Annotated in this window: 12 protein-coding genes; 7 read left to right on the plus strand and 5 right to left on the minus strand. The window is 66.9% G+C overall.

Translation table 11 applies throughout. The annotated features are described in order from the left end of the window. Positions 1–16 precede the first annotated feature (16 nt). Positions 17–520, plus strand: a complete 504-nt coding sequence (locus A9W95_RS03665; RefSeq protein ID WP_067409272.1) for a hypothetical protein — start codon at positions 17–19, stop codon at positions 518–520. On the opposite strand, the gene A9W95_RS03670 is transcribed toward A9W95_RS03665, so the two are convergent. The 3 genes from A9W95_RS03670 to A9W95_RS03680 all read right to left on the minus strand — a co-directional run bounded on the left by A9W95_RS03670 (position 499) and on the right by A9W95_RS03680 (position 4,406). Then, entirely contained in the window at positions 499–1,116 is a 618-nt protein-coding gene (locus A9W95_RS03670; protein ID WP_067409273.1) for a dihydrofolate reductase family protein, read from the minus strand. The genes A9W95_RS03665 and A9W95_RS03670 overlap by 22 nt on opposite strands. A 47-nt stretch (positions 1,117–1,163) precedes the next feature. Further along, entirely contained in the window at positions 1,164–1,607 is a 444-nt protein-coding gene (locus tag A9W95_RS03675; RefSeq protein ID WP_067409286.1) for a DUF402 domain-containing protein, read from the minus strand. Positions 1,608–1,802: 195 nt separating this feature from the next. Then, entirely contained in the window at positions 1,803–4,406 is a 2,604-nt protein-coding gene (locus tag A9W95_RS03680) for an FHA domain-containing protein (protein WP_082982870.1), read from the minus strand. Between the two features lie 289 nt (positions 4,407–4,695). On the opposite strand from A9W95_RS03680, the gene A9W95_RS03685 reads away from it, so the two are divergent. From A9W95_RS03685 to A9W95_RS03700, 4 genes are all read left to right on the plus strand, one after another. Further along, positions 4,696–6,780, plus strand: coding sequence for a serine/threonine-protein kinase (locus tag A9W95_RS03685; protein ID WP_067409274.1), 2,085 nt, complete (start codon positions 4,696–4,698; stop codon positions 6,778–6,780). A 90-nt stretch (positions 6,781–6,870) separates the two neighbouring features. Beyond that, a complete protein-coding gene (gene uvrB, locus A9W95_RS03690) occupies positions 6,871–9,027 on the plus strand; it encodes an excinuclease ABC subunit UvrB (protein WP_067409275.1) in 2,157 nt (718 codons plus the stop codon). Further along, a complete protein-coding gene (locus A9W95_RS03695; RefSeq protein ID WP_067409276.1) occupies positions 9,024–10,466 on the plus strand; it encodes an MFS transporter in 1,443 nt (480 codons plus the stop codon). Before uvrB ends, A9W95_RS03695 begins: the two co-directional genes overlap by 4 nt. Beyond that, the gene (locus A9W95_RS03700; RefSeq protein WP_067409277.1) at positions 10,463–11,869 is read left to right on the plus strand and encodes an MFS transporter; all 1,407 of its coding nucleotides are present in this window, start codon (positions 10,463–10,465) and stop codon (positions 11,867–11,869) included. The genes A9W95_RS03695 and A9W95_RS03700 overlap by 4 nt, the downstream gene beginning before the upstream one ends. Positions 11,870–11,884: 15 nt before the next feature. Here A9W95_RS03700 and A9W95_RS03705 read toward each other — a convergent pair whose 3' ends face one another. Further along, complete coding sequence (locus A9W95_RS03705; RefSeq protein WP_156745980.1) at positions 11,885–13,564, minus strand: hypothetical protein; 1,680 nt, start codon at positions 13,562–13,564, stop codon at positions 11,885–11,887. Positions 13,565–13,792: 228 nt separating this feature from the next. On the opposite strand from A9W95_RS03705, the gene A9W95_RS03710 reads away from it, so the two are divergent. Next, positions 13,793–14,233 carry a universal stress protein gene (locus tag A9W95_RS03710; protein WP_067409279.1) on the plus strand — a complete coding sequence of 147 codons (441 nt, stop codon included), beginning with the start codon at positions 13,793–13,795 and terminating at the stop codon, positions 14,231–14,233. A 10-nt stretch (positions 14,234–14,243) separates the two neighbouring features. Here A9W95_RS03710 and A9W95_RS03715 read toward each other — a convergent pair whose 3' ends face one another. Then, a complete protein-coding gene (locus tag A9W95_RS03715) occupies positions 14,244–14,921 on the minus strand; it encodes an MBL fold metallo-hydrolase (protein WP_067409280.1) in 678 nt (225 codons plus the stop codon). Positions 14,922–15,004: 83 nt separating this feature from the next. Here A9W95_RS03715 and uvrA point away from each other — a divergent pair. Further along, positions 15,005–16,741: excinuclease ABC subunit UvrA (gene uvrA / locus A9W95_RS03720; protein WP_067409281.1), on the plus strand; the 1,737-nt coding region annotated here is incomplete at its 3' end.

Below are 16,741 nucleotides of genomic sequence, written 5' to 3' on the forward strand. Positions count from 1 at the left end.
TCCGAAGGAGTCAGCCGTGCGCACCGTTCACGTCGAAACTATCTTGCCGACCAACGCCGAACGCGTGTGGGCGGCGATGCTGTCCCCGGCCACATTCCTCTACGTCTGCAAGGGCCTATTCGGCTTTCCCGCGCTGGCCGGGCGCACCGAAGCGTTGCGTCTCGGCGAGCGGGGCACCGGATGGCTAGTCGCGTTTCACGTGCTGCCGGTGTACCGGCACACCATCGAGGTGGTGGAGGTCGACGAGGCGAGCGGGACGATCCGCACCCAGGAACACGGCGGTGTTCTCAAGGCGTGGAACCACACCCTGCATGTCGAACCGCTTGGGCAGGATTCCTGCCGCTACAGCGACACCGTCGACATCGATGCCGGAATCATGACCGGCGCCGTGGTCGCGGTTGCGAACGGGATCTACCGCTACCGGCAGCGGCGCTGGCAGAAACTAGTGCGCCGGCATATGACACCGCAACTGCCGCAAACCGATCCGGGCGTCGGCGATCAACGACGGACAACCCGGTAGCGCAGGTGGGCCACGCCCGGCGCCTCGAGCACCCGAACCAGTTCGAGTTCGGGCTCCCCGTAGGTGAAGCCGTCGAGCAGCCGTTCCCCCGACCCGAGAAGCACCGGGTTCACCTGCAGGTCGATCTCGTCGACGAGCCCTGCCGCAATCGCTTGCCGACCGCAGGAGGCGCCACCGGCAATGGAGATGGGCCGGTCGCCGGCAACGGCCTGCGCCTGAGCATAGGCAGACCTGATGCCGTCGGTGACGAAGTGAAACGTGGTGCCGCCCTCCATCGTGATCGGGTCACGCGCATGGTGAGTGAGCACGAAGACCGGACACCGGTAGGGCGGCACGTCACCCCACCATCCTCGCCAGTCCGAATCGCCCCACTCACCACGGACCGGACCGAACATGTTGCGCCCCATGATCGTTGCCCCCATCCCGTCCATCATGTCCGACACCACCTGCCGGTTGACCGGATGATTTTTGGCGGGGCCGAGGTGCCACTCGTGCAGGGCGCGGCCGCCGACGCCGAGCGGCTCATCGAGGCTTTGGTGCGGGCCCGCGACGTAGCCGTCCGCTGAAATCGACATCGACAGATTCGTTTTGTTCACGACCGGTTAGACCGCGCCGCCCGGACGAATTCATCGGGCAGACCCAGCTATCCCATCCCACGCCAGGTCAGTTGCATGCCGTCAGTGGCCAGCCAGCGATTCAGGTCATAGCCGTTACGGGCCAGCCCGTCGACGGCGGCGGTGGCCCGGTGCAGCGCCCGCTCGGCGACATCGACGGTCAGTAGGCCATGGCGGACGGCCTCCAAGAGTTCGTCCACGTCGACCAGAGCGACGTCGCGTCCGGTGCGCACCTCGATGTCCACGTAGTGATCCTCGGCGTGCCACACCGCGGTGCCGGGAGTGAACTCACCGATGTCGAGGTAGAAGTCCTGGTCGCGCTCATATCCCGCATTGAAGTGGAACACCGTGGCGCGCAGGCCTAATGACGGCAGCAGCCAGGACTCGAGGTAGTGGAATTGCGCGCGGCCCGGCGTGGGCCGGGCCAGGTACAGCCCCCACGGTCGGACGACATATTCGTCGACGGCCCGCACGATGCCCTTCGGATCGGTGTTCGTGCGGGAGACCACATCGAATGTTTCGCGTTTCGGGGGATGAATAGGCCCACTCTAACGGCCGGGCGACGGTTTGGATGCCGGCCATTGGCTGGGCCGCTCTTGAGTGAGAATGAGAATTAATCTCTTCAGCACACCTCCGAGGCAGCGCCGAACAGATCTAGGCAACCCCGCCTAGCGACGCAACCGGATCTTCCACCTGACGAAGGTCGCGTAGAACAGCGACAGGGCACCCAGCATGCCCATGTCGATGAGCCAACCCTTCGACGTGTGCTCCCAGAACCGGTCTTGGGACACCAGCGAACCGGGCACCAGATGCCGCAGATCCACCGTCGACGCCGCTGCGGCGTACCCCCACCGCGCCGGCATCGAAAACGACAGCTGATCCAAACCGAGCCGGCCGGTAACCGGCACCATCCCGCCGCACAACACCAGCTGTGCCATGACCGTCACCACGAACAACGGCATGATTTGTTCGCTGGAGCGCACCAGCGACGAAATGGCCAGGCCGAGGATCGCCGAGGCGACACAGGTGGCCGCGACGGTGAAGAACAATTCCACCGATGCCCCGGTCGTCGAATGGCCCAGCAGTACGGCGCCGCGTGTCGGTGTGCTCTTGCCGATCACCACGATGGCGGTGACGATCGCCGACTGCACGATGGCGAAACCGCAGAACACCGCGGTTTTCGCGAGCAGGTAGGCGGTAGTGGACAACCCGACGGCTTGCTCGCGCTGGAAGATGGCCCGTTCGCCGACCAGGTCGCGGATGGTCAGCGCCGTCCCCATGAATGCCGCCGCGGGCAGCAGCAGGGCCAGTATCTGGGCGGCTTCGTCGGGCGTCCCGGCATTGGGGCCGGGGGCATGAAACCCGTTGCTGCCGGGCACCGTCAGCGAAAGAGAACCGAGGATGAACGGCAGCAGCGCCAGGAAGACGAAGTACGCACGGTCGGCGATCACCAGGCGGACCTGCCGTCGTGCCACCGTCGAGATCTGGCGGCGCACGCTGGTGTGCACCGGTTCCCCGAGTTCGCCGGGCTCCTCGTCGCGCACCAGCGCGGGCTTCTGCGGTCGCTTCTCAGCCTCGCTTTGGGCGACGAACCGCCGGTTGGCCTCCTCGGGGTCGGCGCCCACCTTGGTGAAGATCTTCGCCCAGTTGGTGGTGCCCATGGCATCACCGATCTGGTCGGGCGTGCCGCAGTAAGCGGTCTTCCCGCCCGGGGCCACCAACAGCAGCTGATCGCAGGTGTCGAGGTACGAGAGCATGTGCGTCACTACGATCACCACGCGGCCCGCGTCCGCCAGCTGCCGCAGCATCATCATGACCTGGTAGTCCAGCGCCGGGTCCAGTCCTGAGGTCGGCTCGTCGAGGATCAACAGCGATGGCCCGGTGAGCAATTCGAGCGCCACCGAGGCGCGTTTGCGCTGACCACCGGACAGCTTGTCGACGCGGGTGTCGGCGTGCTTGGTCAGGTCGAGTTCTTCGAGCACCCGGGTTACCACCCTGGCCCGGTCGGCCTTGGAGGTGTCGGGCGGCAACCGCAACTCGGCGGCATAGCCCAGAGCTTGGTTCACCGTCAGCTGCCGGTGCACCACGTCGTCCTGCGGGACGATGCCAATCCGGCTGCGCAGTGAGGCGTACTCGGAGTGGATGTCGTGGCCTTCGAAGCTGACCGACCCGGAGGTGGGGCGGGCGTACCCGGCGATCAGCCGGGCCAGGGTGCTCTTACCGGCGCCCGAACCGCCGATGACCGCGGTCAGGGTGCCTGGCCGGGCGGTCAGCGAGATGTTGTCCAGCAGTTGTTTGCCGTTGTCCACAACGTATTTGACGTTGCGCACCTCGAGACCGCCGGTGCGCGTGGCGGATTCGCGGCGGGGCACCAGGGTGCCCTTGCTGAAGACGAGGTCGACGTTGCCGATGGTGACGACGTCGCCGTCGCTCAAGATGGCTGAGCCGACCCGCGTCCCGTTGACGAACGTGCCGTTGATGCTGCGGTCCTGGATCTCGGTGCCCAACGGCGTGGTCTGCAGGACCGCATGCTGGCGGGAGGCCAACACGTCGGAAACGACGATGTCGTTGTCGGCGGCCCGACCGATGGTGGCGGTGCCGGTCGTCTTCGCCGCTCCGGCGGACCGCTGGGTGAGGATTTTCACAAAGCGGGTCGCCAAGTTGGACACGTCGGCCGACTTGGCGTCGATCACAGTGAATTCAGCCGGCGGCGTCTCCACATTGACGCTGGTGACCTCTTCCGGAGGGGGCGCCGGTCGGGCAGGCGCGGGCGGCCGTTGCGGACGCCGCGGCGGCGGCGCAGGCGGCGGTTTGGGGCGTCCCGGCGGAGGGCCGGTGTGTGGTCGCGGTGCAGGTGGTGGCGGGGGCGGCGGTGGCGGCGTCACCGACCAGGCCAGCGTCGGCGGCCCGCTGTCGTGCATCGACCTGGGTTTGACGCCGGGCGGTCGGCTGGCCTGTCCACGCTGCGGTCCGATCTGAAAGGTCAGCCGCGGACCGGCCGGGTTGCCGACGTGAATGCTTTGCCCGTCGTGGATGTCGACGACGGGCATGCGGTAGCCGTTGACGTAGGTCCCGTTCAGGGAGCCATTGTCGATGGCCAGCCAGCGGCCCTGGTCGAAGCGAAGTATCAAGTGCGCGCGAGAGATGCGCGGATCCGGTATGCGCAGGTCGGCATGTAGGTCACGTCCGATGACCACCTCGTAACCGGCCTCGAAAGAGACTTGGGACCCGTTATGTCGGATGGTCAGCGCGGGCGGGGCTGGTCGACTCACGACAACTAGTATCGGCGGAGTTTCTGAGTGTGCTCTGTGTGACGCACCTGTGACGCGGCTTTGTTTCGGTTCGGCCACCTCATAGCTGCTACATAGCTGGAGCAGAACTATGGCCGGAGATCTTGCGGCATGATTTCAAGTTGGGGAATGTCTGTACGGCCGAGCAGGCAGCTCTGAGACTCGGCGTACCCAGACGAACGGGGCGGCGCTACCGCCCGGCGCAACGCTCAAGGTGCACCGCAACCAATAGGTCGTAACGAGGCTTGCAGCGCGAAGGGAGGGGAGCGGTATGGACGACCAGTCCGGCGGCACTCGACGTCTCAATTCCGGACGGCGGTTGTTGAGCAACCCGCGTCTGGCCCGAGCGGCGCTGCGCGCGGGCTTCCAGTCCTTGCCGTCGGCCACCGTCGCGCACTTCTTGCGCCGGGTTCCGCCGGTGGACTCCGCGCCCAACGCCGAGATTTCGCCCGTTCCGGTCAGCCCTGCCCGCGTCGAGCGTGACGCCAGTACGCCGCGGCTGGAAATGGATCGGGGCGCCTGCTTCGCCGGATACACGATCCTGCGTCGGCTGGGCGCCGGCGGAATGGCCGAGGTCTACCTGGCGTTGCATCCGCGATTGCCGCGCCGCGACGTCATCAAGGTCTTGGCCGAGGCGATCACCGCCGACAGCGAATTCCGCGAGCGGTTCAACCGGGAGGCCGATCTGGCCGCGACGCTGTGGCACCCGCACATCGTCGGTGTTCACGATCGCGGTGAATTCAATGGTCAGCTCTGGATCTCCATGGACTACGTGGAGGGCACCGACGCCTCGCGGCTGGTCAAGGAGCGGTATCCCGACGGCATGCCGACCGACGAGGTGTGCGCGATCCTGACCGCGGTGGCCGGTGCGCTCGACTACGCCCATGACCGCGGGCTGCTGCACCGCGACGTCAAACCCGCCAACATTCTGCTCACCCACGTCGACGACGACGATCGTCGAATCCTGCTGGCCGACTTCGGGGTAGCCCGGCACCTCGGGGACATCAGCGGCATCACGCAAACCAACGTCGCCGTGGGCACCGTCGCTTACGCCGCACCCGAACAGTTGGCGGGATCCAACATCGACGGCCGCGCCGATCAATACGCGTTGGCGGCCACCGCTTTCCACTTGCTCACCGGCGCCCCGCCGTTCCAACACCCCAACCCGATCGCGGTGATCAGCCAGCACCTGCACGACGACCCGCCGCGGCTCAGCGACCACCGCCCCGAGTTGGCGCATCTCGACGACATCTTCTTCCGGGCCCTGGCGAAGAACCCCGAAGACAGATTCGAGCGGTGTCGAGCGTTTTCGGCCGCGATTCGCGAGCAGCTGGCCAGTGTTGCCGAGGACCTCGGCGACACCGAAACCGAGGCCGACGAACCGGCCCAGCATCGCGGCGTGCTCAGAGCGCTGCGGCACAAGTTCTCGGCCCGCACCCGGGTGGCCGCCGCGCTGGTGTGTGCGGTGCTGATCGCGGTGGCCGCGACGTGGTCGACCCTCTACACCATTCAGACCGATCCGACGCAGCCCAAGCCGGCGCTGGCCGCCCGCCCCGGCGATCCCGCCGCGAGTGCGGCCACGCCCGTCGCCGGACCGCCCGCCCGAGTCCTCGACGGCACCTACCGGTTGAACTATGACCGGTCCAAGCGCACCACCAATGGGCTGCCGATCCGCCACGACGGCGTCGACGTCAACTGGTGGGCGTTCCACTCGGTCTGCACCACCAACGGGTGCGCGGCCAGCGGTGTGCAACTCGACGACACCAACCACCAGGTGGCCAGCACCGCCGACGGCGGTCAAACCGACGCCTTGCGCTTCATCGCCGGGTATTGGCAAGGCACCCCGCAGCAGGCGCGGGTGGGCTGTAAGCAGCCGAACGGGCCGGTGCGCGCCACCCAGCAGGAGACGGTCGCCTGGTCGCTGGCGGCCCAGCCCGACGGCACGCTGCGCGGCGTGGAGACCGAAACAGTGCTCAGCAACGAATGCGGCGCCCAGGGCGCGGTGCTGCGGGTGCCCGTGGTCGCCACCCGGGTCGGCGACGTGCCGGCGGGGGTGAAGCTGGCCGATCCCGCCCAGACGCTCAGCGCCCCCACCTCGCCGGCCCGCAAGCCCTCACCGCCGGTTCTCGGCGGGGTGTGCAGCGACGTCGACAAGCTGGGATACGACCAGACCAGCAACGAACAGGTGGTCTGCGAAGGCAACACGTGGGACAAGGCGCCGATCACCACCGGCGTACACGCTGCAGGCGCATCGTGCGACAAGCCCGACATTCCGGTGTTCGCCATGTCCGCCTCCAACGACGGTTACCTGATCGAATGCGATCCGGTAACCCGGATGTGGACTCGGCACCACTAGCTTTCTCCTCGCCCGCGACGGGGGTTGTTACAGCGACCAGCGTTACCGCGCGGAACAAAGCTTGTCGGTGCCTGGTTCTACCCTGGTGTTATGGCTTTTGCCACCGAACATCCGGTAATTGCGCATTCGGAGTACCGCGCGGTCGAGGCGGTCGTGCGTACCGGTCGCCCTTTCGAGGTCGTCAGCCCGTACCCGCCCGCCGGCGACCAGCCCGCCGCCATCGACGAGCTGGAGCGGCGTATTCGCGCGGGGGAGCGCGACGTCGTGCTGCTCGGCGCCACCGGCACCGGAAAATCCGCGACCACCGCCTGGCTGATCGAGCGTCTGCAACGCCCCACCCTGGTGATGGCGCCCAACAAGACGCTGGCCGCCCAGCTGGCGAACGAACTGCGGGAAATGTTGCCGCATAACGCCGTCGAGTACTTCGTGTCGTACTACGACTACTACCAACCCGAGGCGTACATCGCGCAAACCGACACCTACATCGAGAAAGACAGCTCGATCAACGACGACGTCGAACGGTTGCGCCACTCGGCGACCTCGTCGTTGCTGTCGCGCCGGGACGTGGTGGTGGTGGCTTCGGTGTCCTGCATTTACGGCCTCGGTACCCCGCAGTCCTACCTGGACCGGTCGGTCGAGTTGCAGGTCGGCATGGAGGTGCCGCGGGACGGGCTGCTGCGGCTGCTGGTCGACGTGCAGTACACGCGCAACGACATGTCGTTCACCCGCGGATCGTTCCGGGTGCGCGGGGACACCGTGGAGATCATTCCGTCCTACGAGGAACTGGCGGTACGGATCGAGTTCTTCGGCGACGAGATCGAGGCGCTGTACTACCTGCATCCGCTGACCGGAGAGGTGATCCGGCAGGTCGACTCGCTGCGCATCTTCCCGGCCACCCACTATGTGGCCGGTCCCGAACGGATGGCGCAGGCGATCACCTCCATCGAGCAAGAACTCGCCGAGCGGCTCGCCGAGCTGGAGTCGCAGGGCAAGCTGCTCGAGGCCCAGCGGCTGCGGATGCGCACCAACTACGACATCGAGATGATGCGCCAAGTCGGCTTCTGCTCGGGCATCGAGAACTACTCGCGGCACATTGACGGCCGCGGGCCGGGTTCGCCGCCGGCGACGCTCCTCGACTACTTCCCAGAGGACTTCCTGCTGGTCATCGACGAGTCGCACGTGACCGTGCCGCAGATCGGCGGCATGTACGAAGGCGACATGTCGCGCAAGCGCAACCTCGTCGAATACGGTTTCCGGCTGCCCTCCGCGGTGGACAACCGTCCGCTCACCTGGGAGGAGTTCGCCGACCGGATCGGGCAGACGGTGTACTTGTCGGCCACCCCCGGCCCGTATGAGCTCAGCCAATCCGCCGGTGAATTCGTCGAACAGGTGATTCGTCCCACCGGGCTGGTCGACCCGAAGGTCGTCGTCAAGCCGACCAAGGGCCAGATCGACGACTTGATCGGCGAGATCCGCAAGCGCACCGAGGCCGACGAGCGGGTCCTGGTGACCACGTTGACCAAGAAAATGGCCGAGGACCTCACCGACTACCTGCTCGAAATGGGAATCCGGGTGCGCTACCTGCACTCCGAGGTCGACACGCTGCGCCGGGTCGAGTTACTGCGGCAGCTGCGGTTGGGCGACTACGACGTGCTGGTTGGAATCAACCTGCTGCGTGAGGGACTCGACCTGCCCGAGGTGTCACTGGTGGCCATCCTCGACGCCGACAAGGAAGGGTTCCTGCGGTCTACTCGTAGCCTGATCCAGACCATCGGCCGGGCCGCCCGCAACGTCTCCGGTGAAGTGCACATGTACGCCGACAGCATCACCGACTCGATGCGAGAAGCCATCGACGAGACCGAGCGGCGCCGCGCCAAGCAGATCGCCTACAACGAGGCGCATGGCATCGACCCTCAGCCGCTGCGCAAGAAGATCGCCGACATCCTCGACCAGGTGTATCGCGAGGCCGACGACACCGACGTCGAAATCGGCGGGTCCGGCCGCAACGCCTCCCGCGGTCGGCGCGCCCCCGGCGAACCCGGTCGCGCGGTCAGCGCCGGCGTGATCGAGGGACGCGACACCGCCAGCATGCCGCGCGCTGAACTGGCCGACCTGATCAAGGACCTGACCGAGCAGATGATGGCGGCCGCACGTGACCTGCAATTCGAGTTGGCGGCCCGCTTCCGCGACGAAATCGCTGATCTGAAGAAGGAACTGCGTGGAATGGACGCAGCCGGTCTGAAGTGACGGAGACAGAAAGCCGGACCGGTAGTTGGCGTGAGCTGCTCGGGCGATATCTGGGCACTGCCACCGTGCTGGCCGGTGGTGTCGGTCTGTACGCGACCAACGAGTTCCTGACCGTCAGTCTGCTGCCCAGCGCGATCGCCGAAATCGGCGGCGCCCGGCTGTATGCCTGGGTGGTCACCCTCTACCTCGTAGGCTCCGTCGTGGCGGCAACCACCGTCAACACGGTGCTGCTGCGCTACGGCGCCCGTCGGTCTTTGCTGTTGGGGTTGCTGGTGTTCGGCAGCGCCAGTGTCGTCTGCGCTTCGGCGCCGAACATGGAGGTGTTGGTCGCCGGCCGTACCTTGCAGGGGGTGGCCGGCGGGCTGCTGGCCGGCCTGGGTTACGCGCTGATCAACTCCGCGCTGCCGAAGTCGCTCTGGACACGCGCCTCGGCGCTGGTATCGGCGATGTGGGGCGTCGCAACCGTGCTCGGACCCGCCGCGGGTGGTCTCTTCGCACAATTCGGGCTGTGGCGGTGGGCATTTGGCGCCATGGCAGTCCTGCCGGCGCTGATGGCGATCATGGTGCCGCTCGCCCTGCCCGCCGGCCCGTCGCGGCGCGCTGGGCCAGCGGCTACAGCTTCGGCGACCACCACCGCCGGGGTGCCGGTGTGGACGCTGCTCTTGATGGGCGCCGCGGCGTTGGCGGTCAGCGTTGCGCAGCTTCCGCGCAACGTCGTGGCGACCGCAGGATTGCTTGCAGCGAGCTTGCTGTTGGTCGCGGCAGCTGTCGTGGTGGACCGACGCAGCGACGCAGCGGTGTTGCCGCCCAGCGTGTTTGGTTCTGGGCCCCTGCGCTGGATCTACCTGGCCATGGCGGTGCAGATGATGGCGGTGCTGGTCGACACCTACGTGCCGCTGTTCGGTCAACGCCTCGGGCATCTGTCGCCGGTCGTGGCCGGGTTCTTGGGTGCGGCTCTGGCCGTCGGCTGGACGGTCAGCGAGATCGCCAGCGCGTCGGTGAGCAACCCGCGGCGGGTGGGCTACGTGATTGCGGTCGCGCCGCTGGTGATGGCCGCGGGGCTCGCCCTGGCGACGCTCACTCAACGTGCCGACGCGCCGATCGGGGTGGTGGCGGTCTGGGCGCTGGCGTTGTTGATTGCCGGCACGGGGATCGGGATGGCCTGGCCGCATCTGTCCGTGCGCGCGATGGAGTCGGTCGATGATCCGTCCGAGAGTGGGGCCGCGGCCGCGGCGATCAACACCGTGCAGGTCATTTCGGCCGCCCTGGGCGCGGGTGTGGCCGGAGTTGTGGTCAACCACGCACCGGGCGGTGAACTGGCCGCGGCTCGCTGGTTGTACGGGGTGTTCGCGGTGCTGGCCGCGGTGGGGTTCGTCGCTTCGGCCAAGGCAAGCCGACGCGATCGTCATGCCGCTACGCCCCATACGGTGTACGGGTGACCTACGCGGCCAGCGAGACCGGTAGTTGGCGTGAGCTGCTCGGCCAGCATCTGGGCGCGGCCACGGTCCTCGCCGGCGGCGTCCTGCTCTACTCCACCAACGAATTCCTCACGGTCAGCATGCTTCCGACCATCGTCACCGACATCGGCGGTGGCCACCTGTTCGCTTGGGCCACCACGTTGTATCTGGTCGGTTCGGTGGTCGCGGCGACCATCGTCCATCCGATGCTGCTGCGCATCGGGGCACGACGCTCGTACCTGATCGGGCTGGGCGCCTTCGCGCTCGCCAGCTTGGTGAATGCGGCCGCTCCCAGCATGCATATTCTGGTCGCCGGACGCACGTTGCGAGGTGTGGCGGGTGGGCTCCTGGCCGGCCTCGGTTATGCGCTGATCAACTCCGCGTTACCGCGTTCGCTATGGACCCGTGGTTCGGCGCTGGTCTCGGCAATGTGGGGTGTGTCGACCCTGATCGGACCGGTGGTCGGCGGGATCTTCGCGCAACTCGGCCTATGGCGGTGGGCCTACGCCGTGATGGGCCTGATAGCCGGACTGATGGCGCTGTTGGTGCTGACCGTGCTGCAACCCATTGAGGTCGAGACCGCCGGTGAGGAATCGGCGACGCCCACCCGGAAGGTGCCCATCTGGTCACTGCTGCTGATGGGCGCGGCCGCCCTGGTCATCAGCGTCGCCTCGCTGCCCCGCACCCTGCCCAGCACCTTCGGGCTGCTCGCCGCCGGTGCCGTCCTGATCGCCATCTTTGTGCTGGTCGATTGGCGCATGCATGTTGCGGTGTTGCCGCGCAACGTCTTCAAGCCAGGGCCGTTGAAGTGGATCTACTTGACCATGTCGGTACAGATGGCCGCCGCGATGGCCAACATCTTCGTGCCGTTGTTCGGTCAAAAACTGGCCGATCTGAGCCCGGTCGAGGCCGGTTTTCTCGGAGCGGCGCTCGCCACGGGATGGACGCTCGGTGAGATCGTCAGCGCTTCGATCACCGATCGGCAAGTGATCAAGCACGCCGTGGCGGCCGCACCGCTGGTCATGGCGGCGGGCCTGGCGCTGGGCGCGGTGACCCAGCGCGCATACGCCCCGCTCGGGTTCGTTGCGTTGTGGGCCCTGGCCCTCCTGATCACGGGGGTAGGCATCGGGATCGGTTGGCCGCACCTCGCCGTGCGGGCTATGGACTGCGGTGACGACCCGGTGGAGAGCAGTGCGGCGGCCGCGGCCATCAACATCGTCCAGCTGAGCTCAGCGGCAATCGGCGCCGGGCTGGCGGGAGTCGTCGTCAATGCCGCCCCGGGCGGGGAGGTAGCGGCAGCCCGCTGGTTGTACGCGGTGTTCACCGCACTGGCCGCCCTCGGGTTCATCGCCTCCTACCAGGCGGCGCACCGACACAGCGAGTAGGTCGATCAGGCGCACTCACCGCGTCGACTTCACGACTTGTGAGTAGTGGAACTGCCACCGCTCCACGATGTGGAAGCCGAGGTAACTCGGGAACTGGTAAACCGGGGTCCGCCCGAACGCCGCCCCCGGCGGCAAGGACTGACCAGCCTGGTGATCGGGGAAGGACTTGTCGCGGTTGGTGATCGTCCACAACGCCGGGCATTTGTTGATCTTGGCCGTCGTCAGCCACACGGCGATGTGACCGTCCCACAGTGCGCCCACCTTAGGCCCGTAAACGCCCCGCTCCACGTCGATCACCGACCGGAACGCGTTAGGGCGAGTGGCCAGTAGCGCCCGGATGGGCCCGGGTCTCCACGGCACCGTGTTGTCCACCAGCAGACAGTCGCCGGGCGCAGCGTGGCTGCTGATCAGGTCAGCGACCTGGCTGTAATCCCACCCTTCCTTGGCATACGGTCCGCGCTGAGTGAAGTAGTAATTCGGAAAAGCCGCGACCGCGCAGGCGAGCACCAGTCCAGCGACGAGCCACGGTTTGCGAGCAATCGTCACGATGCACAGCGCCAGCACGACCGCGGCGGCGGGCGCGGTGAGGATCAGGTAGCGCGGGTAGTACATCGGCTCGACGGTCACCGAGTAGATCAGGACCACGGCGTTGGGGATCACGATCCATGCCGTGGCGATCAGCAGCAGCCGACGAGTACCGCCGGCCGGCCCGGACGCCCCCCCCTTTCTGGTCACGATGGCGTGGACGACGATGGCTACGACGACGAGCACGCCGGCCAAGATGGCAAACGGGACACTGTGGTCGAAGTACTGGCGATGTACGACGTCGAGAAACAGGTTGCGGGTCAAACCCCCGATCCAGCCGACCTGCCACACCTGTCCGTGCGCGAACAGCCCGAAGGGTGTCATGGCGCCCAGGGCAATGACGGCGCTGGTCAACCACCGCAGAAACGGCGATCTGCGGGCGTTCGCGGGAGCCAGCAGCGGCAGCATCGCGGCGTGCACCGTGACCAACAAGCCCAAGTGGATGCTGATCAGGATCGACAGCATCAACGACAACGCGTAAGACACCCACAGCCGCGCCCGGTTGCGCCGCACTGCCGCGACGAACAACACGGTCACCCACACCGCGGCCGCCACCGACAATGCCGAGGAGCGGGCTTCGATGCCGGCCCAGGTCACTCGCGGCAGGATGGCGAACAAGGCTCCGGCGCACAGGGCCAGCATTCGGGCAGAGCTCGGCGGCGCCAGTTGCTTGGTGAAGACCACCACGCCGGCCGCGGCAGCTCCCACTGCCAGACAACTCGGCACGCGGGACCAGAACTCGGTCGGCGGGAAGACGGCGAACCAGCCGTGCATGAGCAGGTAGTAGCAGCCGTGCACAGCGTCGATGTGGCCGAGCAACTTCCACAGCTCCGGCAGGGTGCGGCTGGCCGCGGCCGAGATCGTCGCGCCCTCGTCGAACCACAGCGACGGCCGGCTGGCCCACGCGCCGCTGATCACGGCAGCCAGCACGGCGATCAAAACAGGGTCGCGGAACCTGCCGCGCGGCTGTGGCCGGGCATTTCCGTCGTCGACGGCCGGCTCGGGCTGCTCCACGGTGGACACGGACATGATGCCTGTCACTGTAAGGTTCCGGCGATGATTCCGGTCACCGGCAGTTTGTGGCCACACCCCACCGACGGAACGGTGCATTGCCAAAAGTAACTGCTCGTCATCCCAAAGAGCCGACGCGGCAACGAGTTTCGACCGGCCGGCCAAGCACTGCGCACATCGCCCGCGTACGGGGGCATTCCGGCGTCCGCCCGACCGGGCAATCGCGGGATTGCGCCACGCCCTAGCGGTGTGGTTAATCTGACCAATATTTCGTTAGGCAACGCGATACTGTCTTGGGTTGGCTGAGCTAACGACACTGGAGGGTAAATGGGCGCCTATCAAACCGTGGTCGTAGGGACCGACGGCTCGGACTCGTCGATGCGCGCGGTAGACCGGGCAGCCAGGCTCGCGGGAGCGGACTGCAAGCTGATCATCGCCTCGGCGTACCTGCCTCAGCACGAGGACTCTCGAGCCGCCGACGTCTTGAAGGACGAAAGCTACAAAGTCACGGGCACCGCGCCCATTTACGAGATCCTGCACGACGCCAAGGAACGGGCGCACAATGCGGGCGCGAAGAACGTCGAAGAGCGCCCGATCGTCGGCGCTCCGGTCGACGCGCTGGTGCACTTGGCCGAAGAGGAGAAGGCCGACCTGCTGGTGGTCGGCAACGTCGGGCTGAGCACGATCGCGGGCCGGTTGCTAGGCTCGGTGCCCGCCAACGTCTCCCGCCGCGCCAAGGTCGACGTGCTGATCGTGCACACCACCTAGCGCGCAGCCGCTACCAACCGCGTTCGCGCCACTCGTCCAGGTGCGGACGTTCCTGGCCCAGCACCGTGTCGTCGCCGTGGCCCGGGTAGATGACCGTCGAGTCGTCGTACACGTCGAACACCCGCGACGACACGTCGTCGATCAACTGTGTGAAGTCGCCCGGCTGCCAGGTTTTACCGACACCACCGGGAAACAGGCAGTCGCCGGTGAACAATTGCGTAACGCCTCCGGTCGCGGGCCCGTTCAACGCCAGCGCCACCGAGCCCGGGGTGTGCCCGCGCAGATGAATGACGTCGAACCTCAGCTCACCGATCTGCACGGTGTCCCCGTGGGCCAGCAAACGGTCCGGCTGGACCGGCAGCGGTTCGGCGTCAATTTCATGGGCGGCGGTCGGCGCTCCGGTCGTCTGCGCGACCGCTGCCAAGGCTTGCCAATGGTCGAAGTGCTGGTGACTGGTGACGATCAACGTCAACGTGGGCGCGTAGCGCCGAATCAGGTCCAGCAGCACGTCGGCGTCGTTGGCGGCGTCGATGAGCAGGGTTTCGCCGGTCGCGGAACAGGTCACCAGGTAGGCGTTGTTGTCCATTGGGCCGACCGACGCCTTCACGATCGTGACGCCCGGCAGGGTGCGTCGGGCCGCGCTACCAGGGTCGACGTGTCCGGTGTAGTCGTCTGCCACGGAAGTCATAGGGGTCACGTTACTGGTCCGCGCTCGCTTGTCGGTACGGCCACATAGCATGGGGAACGAGGTCTGTTTGCGAAGGGAATCCATTGGCTGAGCGCCTGATCGTCAAGGGTGCGCGGGAGCACAATCTGCGCGGTGTCGACCTTGATCTGCCCCGCGATGCGCTGATCGTCTTCACCGGGCTGTCCGGGTCGGGCAAGTCGTCGCTGGCGTTCGACACCATCTTCGCCGAGGGGCAACGGCGCTATGTCGAGTCGCTCTCCGCGTATGCCCGGCAGTTCCTGGGCCAGATGGACAAGCCGGACGTCGATTTCATCGAGGGACTTTCGCCGGCGGTGTCCATTGACCAGAAGTCGACCAACCGCAATCCGCGGTCGACGGTGGGCACCATCACCGAGGTGTACGACTACCTGCGGTTGCTGTATGCGCGGGCGGGGTCGCCGCACTGCCCGATCTGTGGGGAGCGCATCGCCCGGCAGACGCCCCAGCAAATCGTCGACCAAGTCTTGGCGATGCCGGAAGGCACGCGTTTCCTGGTCCTGGCGCCGGTCGTGCGCACCCGCAAGGGCGAATTCGCCGACCTGTTCGAGAAGCTGAACGCCCAGGGCTATAGCCGGGTGCGGGTCGACGGCGTGGTGCATCCGCTGACCGATCCGCCCAAGCTGAAGAAACAGGAGAAGCACGACATCGAGGTGGTGGTGGACCGCCTGACCGTCAAGGCGACCGCCAAGCAGCGCCTCACCGACTCCGTGGAAACCGCGCTCAACCTGGCCGACGGCATCGTGGTGCTGGAATTCGTCGACCACGAACCCGGCGCGCCGCATCGCGAGCAGCGGTTCTCCGAAAAGCTGGCCTGCCCCAACGGGCACGCCCTGGCAGTCGACGACCTCGAACCCCGCTCGTTCTCGTTCAACTCGCCCTACGGTGCCTGCACCGAGTGCACGGGTCTGGGCATCCGCAAGGAGGTCGATCCGGACCTGGTGGTGCCCGACCCGGACCTGACGCTGGCCGGGGGTGCGGTGGCGCCCTGGTCGACGGGACACACCGCGGAGTACTTCACCCGAATGCTGGCCGGCCTGGGCGACGCGATGGGCTTCGACGTCAACACCCCCTGGCGAAAACTACCGGCCAAGGCCCGCAAGGCGATCCTGGAAGGCTGCGACGAGCAGGTCCACGTGCGGTACCGCAACCGCTACGGGCGCACCCGTTCTTACTACGCCGACTTCGAAGGCGTGCTGGCGTTCCTGCAGCGCAAGATGGCGGCGACCGAGTCCGAGCAGATGAAGGAACGCTACGAGGGCTTCATGCGCGACGTGCCCTGCCCGGTCTGTGAGGGCACTCGGCTCAAGCCGGAGATCCTGGCGGTGACGCTGGCTGCCGGCGAGCGGGGGCACATGTCGATCGCCGAGGTGTGTGACCTGTCGATCGCCGACTGTGCGGACTTCCTCAACGGGCTGACGCTGGGCCCGCGAGAGAAGGCGATCGCCGGGCAGGTGCTCAAGGAAATTCAGTCGCGGCTCGGGTTCTTGCTTGACGTCGGGCTGGAGTACCTGTCGCTGTCTCGAGCGGCGGCCACCCTCAGTGGCGGTGAGGCGCAACGGATCCGGTTGGCCACCCAGATCGGCTCGGGCTTGGTCGGGGTGCTCTACGTGCTCGACGAACCATCGATCGGCCTGCATCAGCGCGACAATCGCCGTCTCATCGAAACCCTCACTCGGCTCCGGGATCTGGGCAACACCCTGATCGTCGTCGAGCACGACGAGGACACCATCGAGCACGCCGACTGGATCGTCGACATCGGCCCCCGCGCCGGCGAGCACGGC

The organism is Mycobacterium sp. 1423905.2 (assembly GCF_001673155.1).
In the GTDB taxonomy this organism is placed as follows: Bacteria; Actinomycetota; Actinomycetes; order Mycobacteriales; family Mycobacteriaceae; genus Mycobacterium.